The organism is Gellertiella sp. DMC107 (genome assembly GCF_056313605.1).
In genome coordinates, this window is sequence record NZ_JBQUZZ010000003.1 from 14,322 (window position 1) to 30,183 (window position 15,862).

At 60.8% G+C, this 15,862-nt stretch carries 16 protein-coding genes; 11 read left to right on the forward strand and 5 right to left on the reverse strand.

Annotation, left to right across the window (positions count from 1 at the left end):
* Nucleotides 1–4: 4 nt before the first annotated feature.
* Complete coding sequence (locus ACT54B_RS10755; RefSeq protein ID WP_476044854.1) at nt 5–1,219, reverse strand: NADP-dependent isocitrate dehydrogenase; 1,215 nt, start codon at nt 1,217–1,219, stop codon at nt 5–7.
* Between the two features lie 271 nt (nt 1,220–1,490).
* Between ACT54B_RS10755 and ACT54B_RS10760 the strand changes: the two genes are divergently transcribed.
* The 5 genes from ACT54B_RS10760 (at nt 1,491) to murI (ending at nt 5,510) form a co-directional block, all read left to right on the forward strand.
* The gene (locus ACT54B_RS10760) at nt 1,491–2,021 is read left to right on the forward strand and encodes a hypothetical protein (protein ID WP_476044855.1); all 531 of its coding nucleotides are present in this window, start codon (nt 1,491–1,493) and stop codon (nt 2,019–2,021) included.
* Between the two features lie 30 nt (nt 2,022–2,051).
* Nucleotides 2,052–2,618, forward strand: coding sequence for a hypothetical protein (locus ACT54B_RS10765; RefSeq protein WP_476044856.1), 567 nt, complete (start codon nt 2,052–2,054; stop codon nt 2,616–2,618).
* Between the two features lie 71 nt (nt 2,619–2,689).
* Nucleotides 2,690–3,805 carry a 2OG-Fe(II) oxygenase gene (locus ACT54B_RS10770; RefSeq protein WP_476044858.1) on the forward strand — a complete coding sequence of 372 codons (1,116 nt, stop codon included), beginning with the start codon at nt 2,690–2,692 and terminating at the stop codon, nt 3,803–3,805.
* Nucleotides 3,806–3,892: 87 nt separating this feature from the next.
* A complete protein-coding gene (locus ACT54B_RS10775; RefSeq protein ID WP_476044860.1) occupies nt 3,893–4,723 on the forward strand; it encodes an RNA methyltransferase in 831 nt (276 codons plus the stop codon).
* Nucleotides 4,698–5,510, forward strand: a complete 813-nt coding sequence (murI, locus tag ACT54B_RS10780) for a glutamate racemase (protein WP_476044862.1) — start codon at nt 4,698–4,700, stop codon at nt 5,508–5,510. The genes ACT54B_RS10775 and murI overlap by 26 nt, the downstream gene beginning before the upstream one ends.
* 8 nt (nt 5,511–5,518) lie before the next feature.
* On the opposite strand, the gene ACT54B_RS10785 is transcribed toward murI, so the two are convergent.
* Nucleotides 5,519–6,031: a hypothetical protein gene (locus ACT54B_RS10785; RefSeq protein ID WP_476044864.1), complete on the reverse strand. Its 513-nt coding sequence runs from the start codon at nt 6,029–6,031 to the stop codon at nt 5,519–5,521.
* A gap of 202 nt (nt 6,032–6,233) precedes the next feature.
* On the opposite strand from ACT54B_RS10785, the gene ACT54B_RS10790 reads away from it, so the two are divergent.
* Nucleotides 6,234–7,745, forward strand: a complete 1,512-nt coding sequence (locus ACT54B_RS10790; protein ID WP_476044866.1) for a helicase HerA domain-containing protein — start codon at nt 6,234–6,236, stop codon at nt 7,743–7,745.
* A 12-nt stretch (nt 7,746–7,757) separates the two neighbouring features.
* On the opposite strand, the gene ACT54B_RS10795 is transcribed toward ACT54B_RS10790, so the two are convergent.
* The gene (locus tag ACT54B_RS10795; protein WP_476044868.1) at nt 7,758–8,750 is read right to left on the reverse strand and encodes a TerC family protein; all 993 of its coding nucleotides are present in this window, start codon (nt 8,748–8,750) and stop codon (nt 7,758–7,760) included.
* Between the two features lie 342 nt (nt 8,751–9,092).
* Here ACT54B_RS10795 and rpsD point away from each other — a divergent pair, with 342 nt between their 5' ends.
* The 5 genes from rpsD to ttcA all read left to right on the forward strand — a co-directional run bounded on the left by rpsD (nt 9,093) and on the right by ttcA (nt 14,096).
* Nucleotides 9,093–9,710 (forward strand): 30S ribosomal protein S4, encoded by a 618-nt coding sequence (gene rpsD, locus ACT54B_RS10800; RefSeq protein WP_476044870.1) that lies wholly within the window; start codon nt 9,093–9,095, stop codon nt 9,708–9,710.
* Nucleotides 9,711–9,884: 174 nt separating this feature from the next.
* Complete coding sequence (locus ACT54B_RS10805; RefSeq protein ID WP_476044872.1) at nt 9,885–11,369, forward strand: glycosyltransferase family 39 protein; 1,485 nt, start codon at nt 9,885–9,887, stop codon at nt 11,367–11,369.
* Between the two features lie 77 nt (nt 11,370–11,446).
* The gene (locus ACT54B_RS10810) at nt 11,447–12,403 is read left to right on the forward strand and encodes a glycosyltransferase family 2 protein (protein ID WP_476044874.1); all 957 of its coding nucleotides are present in this window, start codon (nt 11,447–11,449) and stop codon (nt 12,401–12,403) included.
* Nucleotides 12,400–13,218, forward strand: coding sequence for a ChbG/HpnK family deacetylase (locus ACT54B_RS10815; RefSeq protein ID WP_476044876.1), 819 nt, complete (start codon nt 12,400–12,402; stop codon nt 13,216–13,218). Before ACT54B_RS10810 ends, ACT54B_RS10815 begins: the two co-directional genes overlap by 4 nt.
* 23 nt (nt 13,219–13,241) lie before the next feature.
* On the forward strand, nt 13,242–14,096 hold the full coding sequence (gene ttcA / locus ACT54B_RS10820; RefSeq protein ID WP_476045587.1) for a tRNA 2-thiocytidine(32) synthetase TtcA: 855 nt from the start codon (nt 13,242–13,244) through the stop codon (nt 14,094–14,096).
* A 37-nt stretch (nt 14,097–14,133) separates the two neighbouring features.
* Here ttcA and ACT54B_RS10825 read toward each other — a convergent pair whose 3' ends face one another.
* Together ACT54B_RS10825 and grxD are read right to left on the reverse strand one after the other, a co-directional pair.
* Nucleotides 14,134–15,345 carry a multidrug effflux MFS transporter gene (locus tag ACT54B_RS10825; RefSeq protein WP_476045588.1) on the reverse strand — a complete coding sequence of 404 codons (1,212 nt, stop codon included), beginning with the start codon at nt 15,343–15,345 and terminating at the stop codon, nt 14,134–14,136.
* Between the two features lie 145 nt (nt 15,346–15,490).
* Nucleotides 15,491–15,826, reverse strand: a complete 336-nt coding sequence (grxD, locus tag ACT54B_RS10830; protein ID WP_476044878.1) for a Grx4 family monothiol glutaredoxin — start codon at nt 15,824–15,826, stop codon at nt 15,491–15,493.
* Between the last annotated feature and the right edge of the window lie 36 nt (nt 15,827–15,862).

Genomic DNA, 15,862 nt, shown 5'->3' on the forward strand with positions numbered 1-15,862 from the left:
ACGTTCAGGCGGCCATTGCGATCTGCAGGTTCTCGTCGATCTTGTCGAGGAAGGCGGTGGTGGAGAGCCAGGGCTGATCCGGGCCGATGAGGAGCGCGAGGTCCTTGGTCATGAAGCCGGATTCGACGGTCTGGATGCACACGCGCTCGAGCGTTTCGGAGAACTTCGCCAGCTCCTTGTTGTCGTCCAGCTTGGCGCGGTGGGCGAGGCCACGGGTCCAGGCGAAGATCGAGGCGATGGAATTGGTCGAGGTTTCCTGGCCCTTCTGGTGCTGGCGGTAGTGGCGGGTCACGGTGCCATGGGCGGCTTCCGCTTCCACGGTCTTGCCATCCGGCGTCAGCAGCACGGAGGTCATCAGGCCGAGCGAGCCGAAGCCCTGCGCGACCGTGTCCGACTGCACGTCGCCGTCATAGTTCTTGCAGGCCCAGATATAGCCGCCCGACCACTTCAGGGCGGAGGCGACCATGTCGTCGATCAGGCGGTGTTCGTAGATGATGCCGACTTCGTCGAACTTGGCCTTGAACTCGTTCTGGTAGACTTCCTCGAAGATGTCCTTGAAGCGGCCGTCATAGGCCTTCAGGATGGTGTTCTTGGTCGACAGGTAGACCGGCCACTTGCGCATCAGGCCGTACATCATCGAAGCGCGCGCGAATTCGCGGATCGATTCGTCGAGGTTGTACATGGCAAGCGCGACACCGGCGCCGGGCGCCTTGTAGACTTCCTTTTCGATCACCTGGCCGTCTTCGCCGACGAACTTGATGGTCAGCGTGCCCTTGCTGGGGAACTTGAAGTCGGTGGCCTTGTACTGGTCGCCGAAGGCATGGCGGCCGACGACGATCGGCTTGGTCCAGCCGGGAACCAGACGCGGCACGTTCTTGCAGATGATCGGCTCACGGAAGATCACGCCACCCAGGATGTTGCGGATCGTGCCGTTCGGCGATTTCCACATTTCCTTGAGATTGAACTCCTTTACGCGCGCTTCGTCCGGCGTGATCGTGGCGCACTTGATGCCGACGCCGTGCTTCTTGATCGCGTTTGCCGCGTCGATGGTGACCTGGTCATTGGTCGCGTCGCGGTTCTCCACCGAAAGGTCGTAATATTCGATGTCGAGATCAAGGTAAGGGAGGATCAGCTTGTCCTTGATCAGCTGCCAGATGATGCGGGTCATCTCGTCGCCGTCGAGATCGACGACCGGATTTGCCACCTTGATCTTGTTCATGAAAACCATCCTCTAGAGTATCGGGGGAGCCAAGACGGGAATTCCCCCATGGGAGTTGATGCGAGATGCCGCGCTATAGCATCCCCCGAGAGGATCGCAAAGGCACCAGAAAGTCGATGCTTGCCTTTTCGCCCCCAAAATTGGTCGATTTGCGAAGCGCGCTGCGCCAGCCGCTCACATTGTCCGTCACGCGTATAATGGTTATGTCTTGCTAAAAGGTGCAGAGGATGCCAGTCAACCGGCGTCCAGCCCGATGAAAGGACCGACCTCCGTGCTCAAGAAGATCTCCGTTGTTCTCTTTCCGCTTTTCCTCGCCGCCGCGACCCCTTCGCTTGCGGCCGACATGACCGCTCCGGTCAAGCAGCTGATGACGCTGGTGGAGGGCAACTGGAAGGCCGACGATCCCGAGAGCAACGATTATTTCAGCGAGGATCTGCTGAAGAGCATCTATAGCGAGGCCTTCGCCGATGCCTATCGCGAGGCATCGAAACACCCGGCTTACGATCCTCCGGAAGGCGAGACGACCGGCAGCCCCTTCGATCATGACGTGATTGCCAACGGTCAGGATGGCTGCCCGTTCGAGAATGTCCGCATCGAGGACGATGGCGACGGTCAGGTGACGGCGCTCTTCAACAATCGGGCCTGCATGGGCGACGATCCGGCCAACAAGGACGATTCCGTCGTCATCTTCCATGTGAAGAAAGAAGCCGGTCGTCCTGTCATCGATGACATTTATATCGTGGAGAATGGCAGCTCCGGGACAGGCATCAAGGAGCAGATGCTCGAGATCGCGAAGCAGTAAGGCGCCACAACCCGTTTCGGAGTGCAGACCATGTCGATTGTCCGTCCGGCTTTCGTCGCCGCTATCCTCATGACCCTGTCCAGCGCCGCTCTGGCTGGCGATGCCACGGCCCCGGTAAAAGTTCTGTTCGACATTGCGTCCGGAAAAACCCAAGGCGCGATCTTCGACGACAAGCGTCTCGACAGCGTTTTCTCCCGGAGTTTTGCCGCCACCTACCGGATTGCCTACAAGGTGGCGGAAATGGCCGAATCCGAGGAAATGCTCTTCGATTACGATCCGCTGATCGGCGGCCAGGACAGTTGCCCGCTGGAAGACATTTCCTTCAAGGCCCTGCCGGCGGAAACCGACCGGGATGTGCAGGTCACGCCCGTCGAGGTCCAGTTCAACGCCATGAAATGCTTCCAGGGTTTCGAAAAGGAACCCCCGGCAAGGCGCCGGTTCCGGGTGATCGAGGAAGAGGGGAAGTTCGTGATCGACGATTACGAGAACGGCGTCACGAACGATCAGGAGAAAAGCGTTTCCGTCAAGGAGCAGCTCGTCGGCTTTGCAGAGGGCGATCTGCGCCGGGTGGCTAACCTGACTGCCCCTGCGGAGTAAACGCTCCAGGATTTACAGGCTGCATGAATCATATTAGAAATTCCATTATATCTAAATAATGGGGTTTCTATATGAAATTTAGACGCGTGATGACGGGCGATCCTGCACCCTGGTTTCGGGCTGCCTCGCTTTCAAATCCCGATTTCCGCTTCGATACCGTGGGCGGTCGCTATATCGTTCTCGCCTTCTTTGCCACCGCACAGCATGAGGAAGCGCAGGCCGCCATTGCGGCGGTAAAGTCCAGGCCTGATCTTTTCGATGACAGGAAGGCTTCCTTCTTCGGCATTACCAATGACGCCTCCGACGTGGGGGAAAAGCGGATCGCCGACAGCATTCCCGGTTACCGGTACTTCCTCGATCCCCATCTGCATATTTCGCGCGCCTTCGGCGCCGCCTCCCTGGAGGAGGGAAGCCGGGATGTGGTGATGCGCTGGATCGTCCTCGATCCCTCGCTGCGCGTGCTGTCGGTCTTGCCGTTTCGGACCGGGCGGCCGGATATTGCCGCGCTTTTTGCCCTTCTCGAAGGATTGCCCGCGATCGAAGACTATCCGGGGAATGGCCTTCATGCCCCCGTCCTCGTTTTGCCGAATGTCTTCGAGCCCGACTTCTGCCACGAGCTGATGGAGCTCTACCGGGAACATGGCGGCCAGGAGAGCGGCTTCATGCGCGAAGTGGGCGGCAAGACGGTGGTCGTCACGGATCCGACCCACAAACGGCGCAAGGATTTCGTCATCACCGAGCAAGGCATGATCGCCCAGACGCAGGCGCGGGTGATCAAGCGGATCGTACCGGAGATTTTCAAGGCCTTCCAGTTTCGCGCCACCCGCATGGAACGGTATATCGTGTCCTGCTATGCGGCCGGGGATCAGGCGCATTTCAAACCGCATCGGGACAATACGACGGGCGGTACCGCGCATCGCCGCTTTGCCGTGTCGGTCAACCTGAACGATGATTTCGACGGAGGCGATCTGCGCTTCCCGGAGTTCGGAGCAAAACAGTTCCGCGCCCCTGTGGGTGGCGCTATCGTCTTTTCATGCTCGCTTCTGCATGAAGTTTCGGCCGTGACCCGGGGAGAGCGTTTCGCCTTTCTGCCCTTTCTCTATGACGAGCAGGCGGCGCGGGTACGGGTGGCGAACAACTCGAACCTGGGTGAGGGGGTAGAGGCCTACCGGCTGACTGCCGGATGATGGCCGACCGTTGTCCTTGGCCTTTGCAAAGGACGGCTGAATGTGTCAGGAGAGCGGCCGGTAAGTATTCACGGAACCGGTCGCACCATGTCAGGTACAAACAGCGAGAAGGAACGCATCGAGGACGGCCCAGTCATCGTACTGGTCGAGCCGCAGCTGGGTGAGAATATCGGCATGGTCGCGCGCGCCATGGCCAATTTCGGCCTGGCGGAGTTGCGCCTTGTCAATCCCCGGGACGGGTGGCCGAGCGAGAAGGCGCGTTCGGCAGCGTCGAAGGCCGATCACGTCATCGATGGGGTGACCGTCTTCGAAACGCTGGAAGCGGCCATTGCCGACCTCAATTTCGTCTATGCGACGACGGCACGGGAACGCTACGGCTTCAAGCCTGTTCGATCCCCGGTGACGGCCTGTCAGACGCTGCGCCAGAAGCACCGCGACGGAGAGCGCATCGGCGTGCTGTTCGGGCGGGAACGCTGGGGACTGTCCAACGAGGAAGTGGCGCTGGCAGACGAGATCGTGACCTTCCCCGTCAACCCCGCCTTCGCCTCGCTGAATATCGCGCAAGCAGTTCTGCTCATGTCCTATGAATGGATGAAATCCGGCATGGAAGACCTGAGCGTGACCCTGTTTCAGCCCGTGGAACAGCGCCCCGCGACGAAGGAGGAGCTGTTCGGCCTGTTCGACCATGTGGAGGAAGCGCTGGACGCGCGCGGTTACTTCCATCCTGCCGCCAAAAAGCCGAAGATGGTGGACAATCTTCGCGCCGTGCTGTCGCGCCGGGCCTTTACATCGCAGGAAATCGGGGTCATCCGCGGCGTGGTTTCGTCGCTGGACCGTTTCCAGCGCCGGTACCCTCAGGGGGCGGCACCGGCGGCAGAGAGGGGCGGGCAGGATGGTGAACAGGGCAATGACGGCTGAACTCAAGCCGATATTGATGTTCGACAGCGGTATCGGCGGTCTTACCGTCTTGCGCGAGGCGCGGGTGCTGATGCCGGAGCGCGGCTTCATCTATGTGGCCGATGACGCCGGCTTTCCCTATGGCGGTTGGGAAGAGGAGGCGCTCAAGGAGCGGATCATCGGTCTCTTCGCCCGTCTTCTGGAGGAATACCGGCCTGAAGTCTGCGTCATCGCCTGCAACACCGCTTTCACGCTGGTCGGCGCCGATTTGCGGGCCGCTTTTCCCGACATGACCTTCGTGGGCACGGTGCCCGCCATCAAGCCTGCCGCGGAGCGCACACGCTCGGGCCTCGTTTCGGTGCTGGCCACGCCCGGCACGGTCAAGCGAGCCTATACCAGGGATCTCATCCAGTCCTTTGCCTCCCAGTGCCATGTGCGCCTCGTCGGCTCGCAGAACCTCGCACGCATGGCGGAAGCCTATGTGCGCGGCGAAGGCCTATCCGATGAAGCCGTGCTGGAAGAAATCGCCCAGTGCTTTGTCGATATGCCGGATGGCCGGAAGACGGATATCGTGGTGCTTGCCTGCACGCATTATCCCTTCATGGCGAATATGTTCCGGCGGCTTGCACCCTGGCCGGTGGATTGGATCGATCCGGCAGAAGCGATTGCGCGGCGAGCGCGCAGCCTGGTTCCCCAGGTGGCCGATGCGGTGCATCCCGACAATCAGGATTTCGCCATCTTCACCTCCGGCAACCCCGATTTTCCCACCCGGCGACTGATGCAAGGGTTCGGACTTTCGGTCCGCTGACTCGTCCCTCACGACTCGAGCAACCCGACAAGCCTCGCAATCGCTTCGTCAAAGATGGAGGCGATCCGCTTGTGTTCAGGGCCGACACGGCTGTAGGCCTTGCTGAAATCCCGGATACGATCGGCATTGAGCAGAAGATCCGTCCGGCGCGCTCCGGCATCCCCTCCATCCTCGAACAGGCTGGCAGGCAGGCAGAGGCGCTGGGGACCGATATCCGGCCAGAAATGGGCAAGCTTCAGCCCGGAATTATAGAAGGCCTTCCGCCATTCCGGACGGGTCTCCGCCATGAGAACCAGCGCGAAGCAGCTGATCATCGTTTCTTTCGCAATGGGCAGTTCCATTTCATCGCGCAGTTCGATTCCCAAAGGGTCCGCCACAAGCATTTCTGCGAAATCGTGAATGAGCTTCAGCGTGCGCGTGAGAACGTCCCGTTCTTCCTTTTCCCGAATCGTTTCTTCGCGGGGCCAGGAAAAGGGTTCCGCCGAGGGGTCGATACCGGAAAATCCTGTGTTCTCGTGCATGACTCGTCCCATTCAAAACATTGAAATCAATAAAATGCGAAATTAATAATATAGAAAAAGCGGCCGGAAGTCGATGGAGGCGGGCAAAGAGGTTGTGAATGAGCGCCGCTTTTCGAAGGCGCTCGCCCGCAAAGCTTGGTAAAGGCTTGTCCTGCCTGCGCGGCGAAGAATCGCAACGTCTGAACTGGTCCGGAGTGGTGAATTGAAAGTTGGCATCGATATGGGAACGCTGGGTGGCGGTGAGCCGGCCAAGCTCGATATCGAGGAGCTGCTGGCGACCCGACTTCTGGTGCAGGGCAATTCCGGGTCCGGAAAAAGCCATCTGCTGCGCCGCCTGCTGGAACAATCGGCTCCCTGGGTGCAGCAATGCATCATCGATCCGGAAGGGGATTTCGTGACCCTTGCGGACAAGTTCGGCCATGTGGTCGTGGATGGAGAGCGAACAGAGGCGGAGCTCGCCGGGATCGCCAACCGCATCCGTCAACACAGGGTGTCCTGCGTCCTCACGCTGGAAGGTCTCGAGATCGACCAGCAGATGCGGGCCGCCGCCGCCTTTCTCAACGGCATGTTCGATGCGGATCGCGAGTTCTGGTATCCCGTGCTTGTGGTGGTGGACGAGGCCCAGATGTTTGCGCCTGCAGTCGCCGGCGAGGTGGCGGACGATGCCCGCAAGGCTTCGCTCGGGGCGATGACGAACCTGATGTGCCGGGGACGCAAACGTGGACTTGCCGGTGTGATCGCCACGCAACGATTGGCCAAACTGGCGAAGAACGTCGCTGCCGAAGCCTCCAACTTTCTGATGGGGCGCACCTTTCTCGATATCGACATGGCCCGGGCTGCCGATCTGCTTGGCATGGATCGCCGTCAGGCAGAAATGTTCCGCGATCTCAAGCGCGGCAGCTTTGTGGCGCTCGGCCCTGCGCTTTCGCGACGTCCCCTGCCGGTGACAATCGGCGCCGTGGAGACCTCGGCCCGTTCATCGAGCCCGAAACTGATGCCGCTGCCGGATGCACCCGTCGATGTCGAGGACCTGATCTTCACGCCCGACCCCGAGGAGTTCAACCGTCCGATCGCGCGGCGACCGGTTCGCGAGCCCAAGCCCACGACCGATATTCTTGCGGAGCTTTCCAAGGCGCCGCCGGCGGCAATCGCCCCGCAGCCGGAGACGAAGACGAGCCAGCCCGATATCAGCCCGGAAGAGCGGCAGGAGCGCCTGACAGGCGTTATGACCGAGATTCTGTCCGATCCGGAAGCGGCCTTCCGATCCGATGCCGTGCTGTTTCAGGAGTTTCTCGTGCGGGTGCGCATGCGGCGCATTCCCGGTCCGCCCATGCCCTTGCCCGAGTTTCGTCGGCGGCTTGCCGTCACCCGGTCCGGGGTCGATGCGCTGATGGCGGCGACCGGCGAATGGGAGCAGGCCGTTCGTCTGTCCGGCCAGGTTACCGACGACCTCCAGGGCGTCTTCCTGCTCCTGGCGCGGCATGCGCTTGAAAAATCGACCTGCCCCTCCGACGCCGACATTGCACGCGCTTATGGAACCCATTCCACGCGTCGCGCGCGCCGCTTTCTCAGCTATTTCGAAGAGCAGGGTCTGGTGGTCGTTCACACGGATTTTTCGGGCAAGCGAATTGTCGCCTTCCCCGATCTGGACGCGCAGACCGCACCGGGAGATCCGAACGCCCCGCTTTCCGGGCAGGGCGTTGCGGCTGAGTGAGACCGGAGGCGCTTACGCCCCGCCAATCGCCTCATTTTTCTCCTCGTTCCGCGTGGCCCACAGGGAACCGAGAATACCGGTGGCGAGAATGCCGACGGTGACGCCGAGCGATATCATCGGCGGGATCTTCGCCAAGCCCAGCATGTCGGCGATGAAGATCTTGGAGCCGATGAAGATCAGGACCACCGACAACGCATATTTCAGATAGACGAATCGATGGATCAGGGCGGCAAGGGCGAAGTAGAGAGCCCTGAGGCCGAGGATCGCGAAGATGTTCGAGGTGTAGACCACGAAGGGATCGGTGGTGATCGCAAAGACTGCAGGGATCGAATCGACGGCAAAGACCAGATCCGCCAGTTCCACCATCACGAGGGCCAGCAGCAGCGGCGTGATATAGGTCTTGAGCTTGCCGGTTTTCGGGTCGGGCTCCCGAACGATGAAGCGCTCGCCCCGCAGCGTCTGCGTCACGGGGAAATATTTCCGCATGAGCTTCAGGGCCGGGTGGGTTTCCACGTCATAGGCGTGGTCTGCGGCAAACAGCATCTTGATGCCGGTCAGCACCAGGAAGCCTGCGAAGAGATAGAGAACCCAGTGGTAGTTTTCGACCACGGAAGCGCCCGCCGCAATCATGATGCCGCGCAGGATGATGACGCCGAGAATGCCGAAGAGAAGAACGCGGTGCTGATAGGCGCGGGGAATGGCGAATGTGCCGAAAATCATGGCGATGACGAAGATATTGTCCATCGCCAGGCTTTTTTCGACCACGAAACCGGTCAGGTATTCCATGCCGGATTGAGCGCCGTTCTGAAACCAGACGAAGCCGCCGAAGGCAAGGCCAAGCGCAATGTAAAAAGCGGAAAGAACGAAGCTTTCCTTGATGCCGATTTCCCTGCTGTCCTTGTGCAGCAGCCCGAGATCGAGAACGAGAAGAACTATGACGAGGGCGAGAAAGGCAAGCCACATCCACAATGCGGTGCCCAGGAAGTCTGTCCAAAGAAAATCCATGGAGGGTTTCCTTTGCCGGATGGATTAATGTTCACAGCTCCGACATCACGGGAATCCGGCGCTCGCGTCAGAGGGGCCCGGTGCTGCGTCCACCCCAGATGGGTTGACGAAAATCAAAGTTCAAGACCGCTTAGGCACCCTTGTTGACAATTTTGCATCCAGGCCCTAAAGACCGCCCCAACGCCGGGCAGAAATGTCCGGTGTTTCATTTGACGTGTCCCGTGGATCGCCCGTTCGCCAATGGCGCGGTCCTGTCAGGGTCCGAGAGGATCCAGAGGAGGGCGCGTTTCCTGACCTGCCGGCATTCGTGTCGGCATCACGATCGAACACAAGGGAAATGCGATGAGCAAGCGCGAATCTGCCAAGTATAAAATTGATCGCCGTATGGGCGAAAACATCTGGGGTCGTCCGAAGTCCCCGGTCAACCGCCGTGAATACGGCCCGGGCCAGCACGGCCAGCGCCGCAAGGGCAAGCTTTCGGACTTCGGTGTGCAGCTGCGCGCCAAGCAGAAGCTGAAGGGCTATTACGGCGACCTGCGCGAGAAGCAGTTCCGCGCGATCTTCGCCGAAGCTGACCGTCGCAAGGGCGACACCTCGGAAAACCTGATCGGCCTGCTGGAATCGCGTCTCGACGCCATCGTCTACCGCGCCAAGTTCGTTTCGACCGTTTTCGCTGCCCGCCAGTTCGTGAACCACGGCCACGTGATGGTGAACGGCGTTCGCGTCAACATCGGTTCCTACCGCTGCAAGGCCGGCGACGTCATCGAAGTTCGTCAGAAGTCCAAGCAGCTGGCGATGGTTCTGGAAGCTTCGCAGCTCGCCGAGCGCGACGTTCCTGACTATATCGAAGTCGACCACAACAAGATGGTTGCAACCTTCGCCCGCGTACCGACCCTTTCCGACGTTCCGTACCCGGTCATCATGGAACCCCATCTGGTGGTGGAATTCTATTCGCGTTAATCGACGCGAACCGCATTCAGAGAAGGCCGCCTCCGGGCGGCCTTTTTGCGTTCACGATGTTGTTGGTTACAGCTGTTGTCTTGGGCTTGCCCGCAGTAAGGCGGGATGTTACCCAGCATCAGCCCATGGGCGCGACTGTCTTTCCCGCCCTTTTCCGTCGAGTGTCTGGAGTCCATGACCGAACAACACGCTTACCGGCGTTCCCCATCGATGCTGCCGCTGCTGCTGATCGGCCTGTTCGTGGTGGCCTTGACACTGCACGGCTATCTGTCCCGTCCCGGTCTGGACCGGCATGGCGACATGTACGAAAACTATGCCTGGGGCGTCCTCTGGCAGTGGGGGTATTTCAAGCATCCTCCATTCTTCGCCTGGGAAACCGCCGCCTGGTTCCGGATTTTCCCAAAGACGGATTTTGCCTATTATGTTCTGGCGGGGTTGAATGCGGGCGTCGCCCTTCTCGCGCTCTGGCGTATCGCGACCCGGTATGGCGGATACGGCTTCCAGGTGCTTGTCGTGGTTCTCGCGATGGTCATGCCGCCCATTTCCTTCATTGGCCTGAATTTCAATGCCAATGCAGCCATGACTCCCATCTGGGCGCTGCTGTTCCTCTTCTATCTGCGCGGGATCGAGAACGGGAAAATGGGCGATGCTTTCGCCATCGGTTTCTTCGGTGGTCTGGCGATGCTCACGAAGTACCATTCCGTGGTGATGCTGGCAGCCCTGCTGATCCACGCGCTGACGGATCGGGAGGTCCGCACGCTTCTGTTCTCGCGGTTCGGTCTTGTGGCAACCGCCGCTTTCGCAATTGTGGTGGCGCCGCATGTCGCCTGGCTTTTCGGCAACGGGTTTCTGCCGATTACCTATGCCGCAGCACAGGATGACGGCGAGGGCCCCAATCTGGCGGATTCCGCGCTGTTCCTCGTCACTCCGTTTGGTTACACTGCATTGTCGTTCCTCGTGGCCCGCTGCATGCGTGATCTCGTGGACCGCTTTCCGGTGGTCCCCATCGGACAGGTGGCCGCGCTCGCATCGAGCGCCAAGGGCAGGGCGCTGCTGCATTTTGCCGTTTGGCCTCTGCTGCTGACGATCCTGCTGGGTTACCTCGCCGATGCGGAGCTGAGCGCCGTCTGGGGTGTGCCGTTTTACACCGCCTACGCCCTTATCATCGCGCTTCTCGTGCCGACGGCCTATTACGAGGCCCGCATCCGGCGCGCCGTGGGGGCGGCCATCTTGTTTTGCGTGATCATCGTCGGCATATCGCCCTTCTGGTACCGTTACGAACTCTCGCTGGATTCCGGGTATTACAATGCGCCTCTGCCGGCGATTGCGGCCGAGGTGGACCGCCGGTGGAAAGATGTGGGTGGACCCAATGGTGCCATGGTGATCGGGCAGGCGGCTCTCGCCAATCCCGTCTCCTTCTATTCCTCCATGGATCTGATCACGCTCGAGGCGGACAGCTTCGATGTCGCCCGCCACTACATCACGCCGGAACAGGCCCAGAAGCGTGGCATGATTGGCCTGTGCCTGCGCAGCGACAAGGAATGCGTCGGCAGGGTGAAAGCCATCATGCCCTCGGTCCTGCAACCGGACAGCTTCACGCTTGACGGTCACGCGCATCCCTGGACCTTCGATATCTGGCTGCTCAAGCCGATGCCCTGAAGGGGAATCTTGTCGCAAGGCCTTGCCTTCGCCGTATCGAGAGGCCATTGAACCGGATAAGTTTACGGGAGACATCCATGCCGGTCCTGTCGGTCGTCATACCCTTTCTGAATGAGAGCGGAAGCGCGGAGCGCCTCGCGGACTTCCTGCGCCGCCTGGAAGCCGAGATCCACGATCGCTTCGGTCTGGCGCTCGAAACGGTGCTCGTCGATGACGGCAGCCGGGACGACAGTATTGCGGCCTACCGGGAGCATCTTTCAGGAAAATGGAAGATCGTCGAACTCAGCCGCAATTTCGGCAAGGAAATCGCGCTCTTCGCCGGTCTGGAGCAGGCTGGGGGCGATTATGTCATGATGGTGGATGCGGATCTTCAGCATCCCTATGCCGTCTGCATCCAGCTCATCGAAGAGTTGGTTTCCGTCCCGACTCTCGACGTTGTCTACACTGTGCGCGATGATCGACGGCAGGAATCGCTGAAGAAGAGCCTGGGTTCCCGCGCCTTCTACTGGTTGATCAATTTCCAGCAGCGCTATCTCGTGCCCGAGAATGCCGGCGATTTCCGCATCATGCGGAAGCGCGTGCGGGATGCGTTGCTGACCGTGCGCGACAAGCGCCGTTTCAACAAGGGTCTCTACGCCTGGACGGGTTTTCGCCAGAAGGGAGTTCCCTATACGCCCGACGAGCGCATCGGCTCGGGCTCCCGGTGGTCGCGGCTCGCGCTCATCGGCCTTTCCATCGAGGGCATTACCTCCTTTTCGGTCATTCCGCTGCGCATCTTCTCGGCAATCGGCATCTTTACCGGTTTCTGCGGCCTGGCCTACGGGCTGAAAATCCTGCTGGAAGTCTTGTTTCACGGGATCGACGTCCCGGGTTATCCGAGCCTGATGGTGGCGGTCGCCGTGTTCGGTGGCTTCAACCTCGCGCTGCTCGGCCTGATCGGCGAATATCTCTGGGTGGGCGTCAGCGAAGCCAAGGACCGGCCGCTCTACATCGTCCGGGATATCCATCTGTCCGGGAGCAAGGAGGCAGAGTGAGCGCGCGGTTCCATCTCGTTGCGGATGATTATGCCTTGTCGCCCGCCGTCAGCGCCGGCATCCGGCAGCTGATCGAGGCGGGGCGCCTGTCAGGGACAGGCTGCATGACGCTGTTTCCCGAATGGCCGGACGAGGCGGAACGCCTGAAGCATGTGGCCGGGATCGACGCGGCGCCGCCGGGGCTTCACCTGACGCTGACGGATTTTCAGGGGCTGACCGGACTGTCGCTCGACGGCAGCGGCCGGATGCCGGGGCTTCGGAGCCTCATTACCGCGGTCGCGGCCAGCCGGCTTCATGACGCGGCTATCGCTGCCGAGCTCGACCGACAGCTCGAAGCGTTCGAACTGCATTGGGGCGGTCCGCCAGCCTATCTTGATGGCCATCAGCATGTGCACTTTCTTCGCCCCGTCCGTCACTGGCTGGCAGCGCGGGCCGGGCATTTCGCCGCCCGGGCAAGCCGCCCGTGGTTGAGGGGTTCTCCTTCTGTCACGGCAGCCGGGACTGTCGCTCTTGCCGCCAAGATCGGCTTCGTCCGGGCTCTGGCGCGCGGCTTCGACGAGGCCATGCGGGCTGCAGGCTACCCGGTCCGCGGCCCGCTGATCGGCTTCTATGACTGGCGTCAGCCGGACAGATTTGCCGCCGCGTTGGAAACATGGCTCGATCATCCGGCCGACGGTGCGGTGATCATGTGCCACCCCGGTGGAATCGATGCCCGCTTGCGTGAGCGGGACGGGCTGATCGAGGCGCGCCAAGCCGAACTCGACGTGCTGCTCGCCCGTTCGCCTCTTCCCATCCTGCAGGGAGCAAATCCATGAACATTCCGATTCCCGAGGAGACGATGGAGGAATTCGCGCCCGCAGACGGGCCGGTGGCGCAGCTTTTCCGCGATGCGCCGGACAGCGTTGCCTTCAAGAAACTGCGCAAGCGCCTGCTGCGGCAGGTGCGCCAGGCTCTGGCCGATTTCAGCATGCTCGACGGGCAGAAACGGTGGCTGATCGGTCTTTCGGGCGGCAAGGATTCCTATGGTCTTCTTGCTATCCTGCTGGATCTTCAATGGCGCGGTCTGTTGCCGGTGGATCTTGTCGCCTGCAACCTCGATCAGGGGCAGCCCAATTTTCCGAAGCACATTCTGCCCGACTATCTAGCCTCGATCGGGGTCAGGCATCGCATCGAGTACCGCGATACCTATTCGGTGGTGAAGGAGAAAGTGCCGGAGGGGGCAACCTATTGCTCGCTCTGCTCGCGGCTGCGGCGCGGCAATCTGTATCGGATTGCGCGGGAGGAGGGGTGCGATGCGCTCGTTCTCGGGCATCATCGCGAGGATATTCTGGAAACCTTCTTCATGAACCTCTTTCATGGAGGTCGGCTTGCCGCCATGCCGGCGAAGCTTCGGAACGACGAAGGGGACCTGATGGTGCTGCGGCCGCTGGCCTATTGCGCCGAAGAGGATCTGGCCCGTTTCGCCGATGCCATGCGCTTCCCCATCATCCCGTGCGATCTTTGTGGCTCGCAGGACGGGCTGCAACGCAATGCCATGAAAGCGATGATCGCCGACATGGAGCGCAAGATGCCGGGCCGCAAGGATACCATGCTGCGCGCGCTGGGGCATGTGAACCCATCCCATCTGCTGGACGGGCAGCTCTTCGATTTCGCGGCGCTGCACGCGCAGCAAAAGGAAAAGGCCGGCGAATGATCCGCCGGCCCTGAAAAGGTCAAGACACGCGTGGGGCTCAGGCCGGCTTGTTCTTGTTCTGCGGCTGGAACAGGCTTCCCTTCTCGGCGATCAAAACGAAGACCAGCCCCATCAGAGACACGCCGAAGAACCCCTCGATCATCGGCAACGCCGTGCCGTCGAAGGCCTGGCCGATGCCCGCGCCGATAATGGCTCCGCCGATCGTGCCCATGAAGCCCAGCACCGAGGATGCCGTGCCCGCGACATGGCCGAGCGGTTCCATGGCCAGGGAGTTGAAGTTCGAACCGATCCAGCCGAACTGGAACATGGCGAGGCCGAAAAACGCGATGAACAGCGCAAAGGGCATCGGTCCGTCGAACATCATCTGCGTGAGCAGCCACAGGCCGTTGACCGCCATGAAGCCCATCAGGGCACCGTGGGAAAGACGCCGCATGCCGAAGCGCCCGACCAGCCTGGAATTCAGGAAGGAGGACAGCGACATGAAGGCCGCCACACCCGCGAATGCCAGGGGGAACCACAGTCCCAGCCCGTAAACGCCGACATAGACCTGCTGTGCAGAGTTGATGAAGCCGAAGAGCGCTCCGAAGATGAAGGTGCTCGCCAAGGTGTAGCACAAGGCTATGCGGTTGGTGAGGACGATGCGGAAGCCTTCGAACACCGAACGGGGATTGAGCGGACGGACATCCTTCGGATCGAGCGTTTCCGGCAGGCGCAAATAGGTCCACGTGCCGACGATCAGCGCGACGACCGATATGAAGATGAAGATGAGGTGCCAATTGCCGAACAGCATGACGGCCTGGCCCGTCGCCGGCGCGACAACGGGCGCGATCATGAACACCATCATGATCAGCGACATGACTTCCGCCATCTGACGCCCGCCGAAAATGTCGCGCACGATGGAGACGGTGATGACCCGCATGGCTGCAGAGCCCAATCCCTGCAGGAATCGCAGCGCGAGCATCAGCCCGAAGGAAGGAACGGCCACAATGGACAGCCCGGCGACGATATAGATTGCGAGGCCAGCCAGAAGCGGAATGCGGCGACCGAATCGGTCAGACACGGGACCATAGGCCAGCTGCGCGATGCCGAAGCCGATCAGATAGGCCGTGATCACATACTGGCGGTGGTTTTCATTGGTGACGCCCAGACTGGCGCCGATTTCCTGCAGGCCGGGAAGCATGATGTCGATGGCGAGCGCATTGAGCGCCATCAAAGCGGCCATGATGGCAATGAATTCGTTCCGGCCCATCCGCCCGAGGCGGTCGGCCGCTGTTTTAGCAGTGGTGGACATGGTTCAATCAAATCCCGTAAAAATGCGATAAGGCGCCACGGGGTGGTAGCGCCTTCGTTGTTTCGATCGAGCACGTCAGAGGCGGCCTATAGCCGCTTGCGCCTCAGGCTGCGCCGCGAACGGCAATGCCCTGGTTCTGGAAATGCGACTGGAGCTCGCCAGCCTGGAACATTTCCCGCACGATGTCGCAACCGCCGACAAATTCGCCCTTGATGTAGAGCTGCGGAATGGTCGGCCAATTGGAATAGGCCTTGATCCCTTCGCGCACTTCCTGATCCGCGAGGACGTTCACGCCCTTGTAGCCCACGCCGAGGTAATCCAAGATCTGGACGACCTGGCCGGAGAAACCGCATTGCGGAAACTGAGGCGTGCCCTTCATGAACAGCACGACGTCGTTGCTCTTCACTTCATTGTCGATGAATTCGTGGATACCGCTCATGGTTCTGTCCTTTCGCAATCGGGTTCAAGGCCCGCC

Bases quoted from the DNA above. Each gene is read 5' to 3' on its own strand.
- ACT54B_RS10825 (WP_476045588.1), bottom strand. From the start codon at position 15,345: ATGGGCCGGAACGAATTCATTGCCATCATGGCCGCTTTGATGGCGCTC.
- ACT54B_RS10805 (WP_476044872.1), top strand. From the start codon at position 9,885: ATGACCGAACAACACGCTTACCGGCGTTCCCCATCGATGCTGCCGCTG.
- ACT54B_RS10785 (WP_476044864.1), bottom strand. From the start codon at position 6,031: ATGCACGAGAACACAGGATTTTCCGGTATCGACCCCTCGGCGGAACCC.
- ACT54B_RS10755 (WP_476044854.1), bottom strand. From the start codon at position 1,219: ATGAACAAGATCAAGGTGGCAAATCCGGTCGTCGATCTCGACGGCGAC.
- ACT54B_RS10795 (WP_476044868.1), bottom strand. From the start codon at position 8,750: ATGGATTTTCTTTGGACAGACTTCCTGGGCACCGCATTGTGGATGTGG.
- rpsD (WP_476044870.1), top strand. From the start codon at position 9,093: ATGAGCAAGCGCGAATCTGCCAAGTATAAAATTGATCGCCGTATGGGC.
- ACT54B_RS10775 (WP_476044860.1), top strand. From the start codon at position 3,893: ATGTCAGGTACAAACAGCGAGAAGGAACGCATCGAGGACGGCCCAGTC.
- ACT54B_RS10810 (WP_476044874.1), top strand. From the start codon at position 11,447: ATGCCGGTCCTGTCGGTCGTCATACCCTTTCTGAATGAGAGCGGAAGC.
- murI (WP_476044862.1), top strand. From the start codon at position 4,698: ATGGTGAACAGGGCAATGACGGCTGAACTCAAGCCGATATTGATGTTC.
- grxD (WP_476044878.1), bottom strand. From the start codon at position 15,826: ATGAGCGGTATCCACGAATTCATCGACAATGAAGTGAAGAGCAACGAC.
- ACT54B_RS10765 (WP_476044856.1), top strand. From the start codon at position 2,052: ATGTCGATTGTCCGTCCGGCTTTCGTCGCCGCTATCCTCATGACCCTG.
- ttcA (WP_476045587.1), top strand. From the start codon at position 13,242: ATGGAGGAATTCGCGCCCGCAGACGGGCCGGTGGCGCAGCTTTTCCGC.
- ACT54B_RS10770 (WP_476044858.1), top strand. From the start codon at position 2,690: ATGAAATTTAGACGCGTGATGACGGGCGATCCTGCACCCTGGTTTCGG.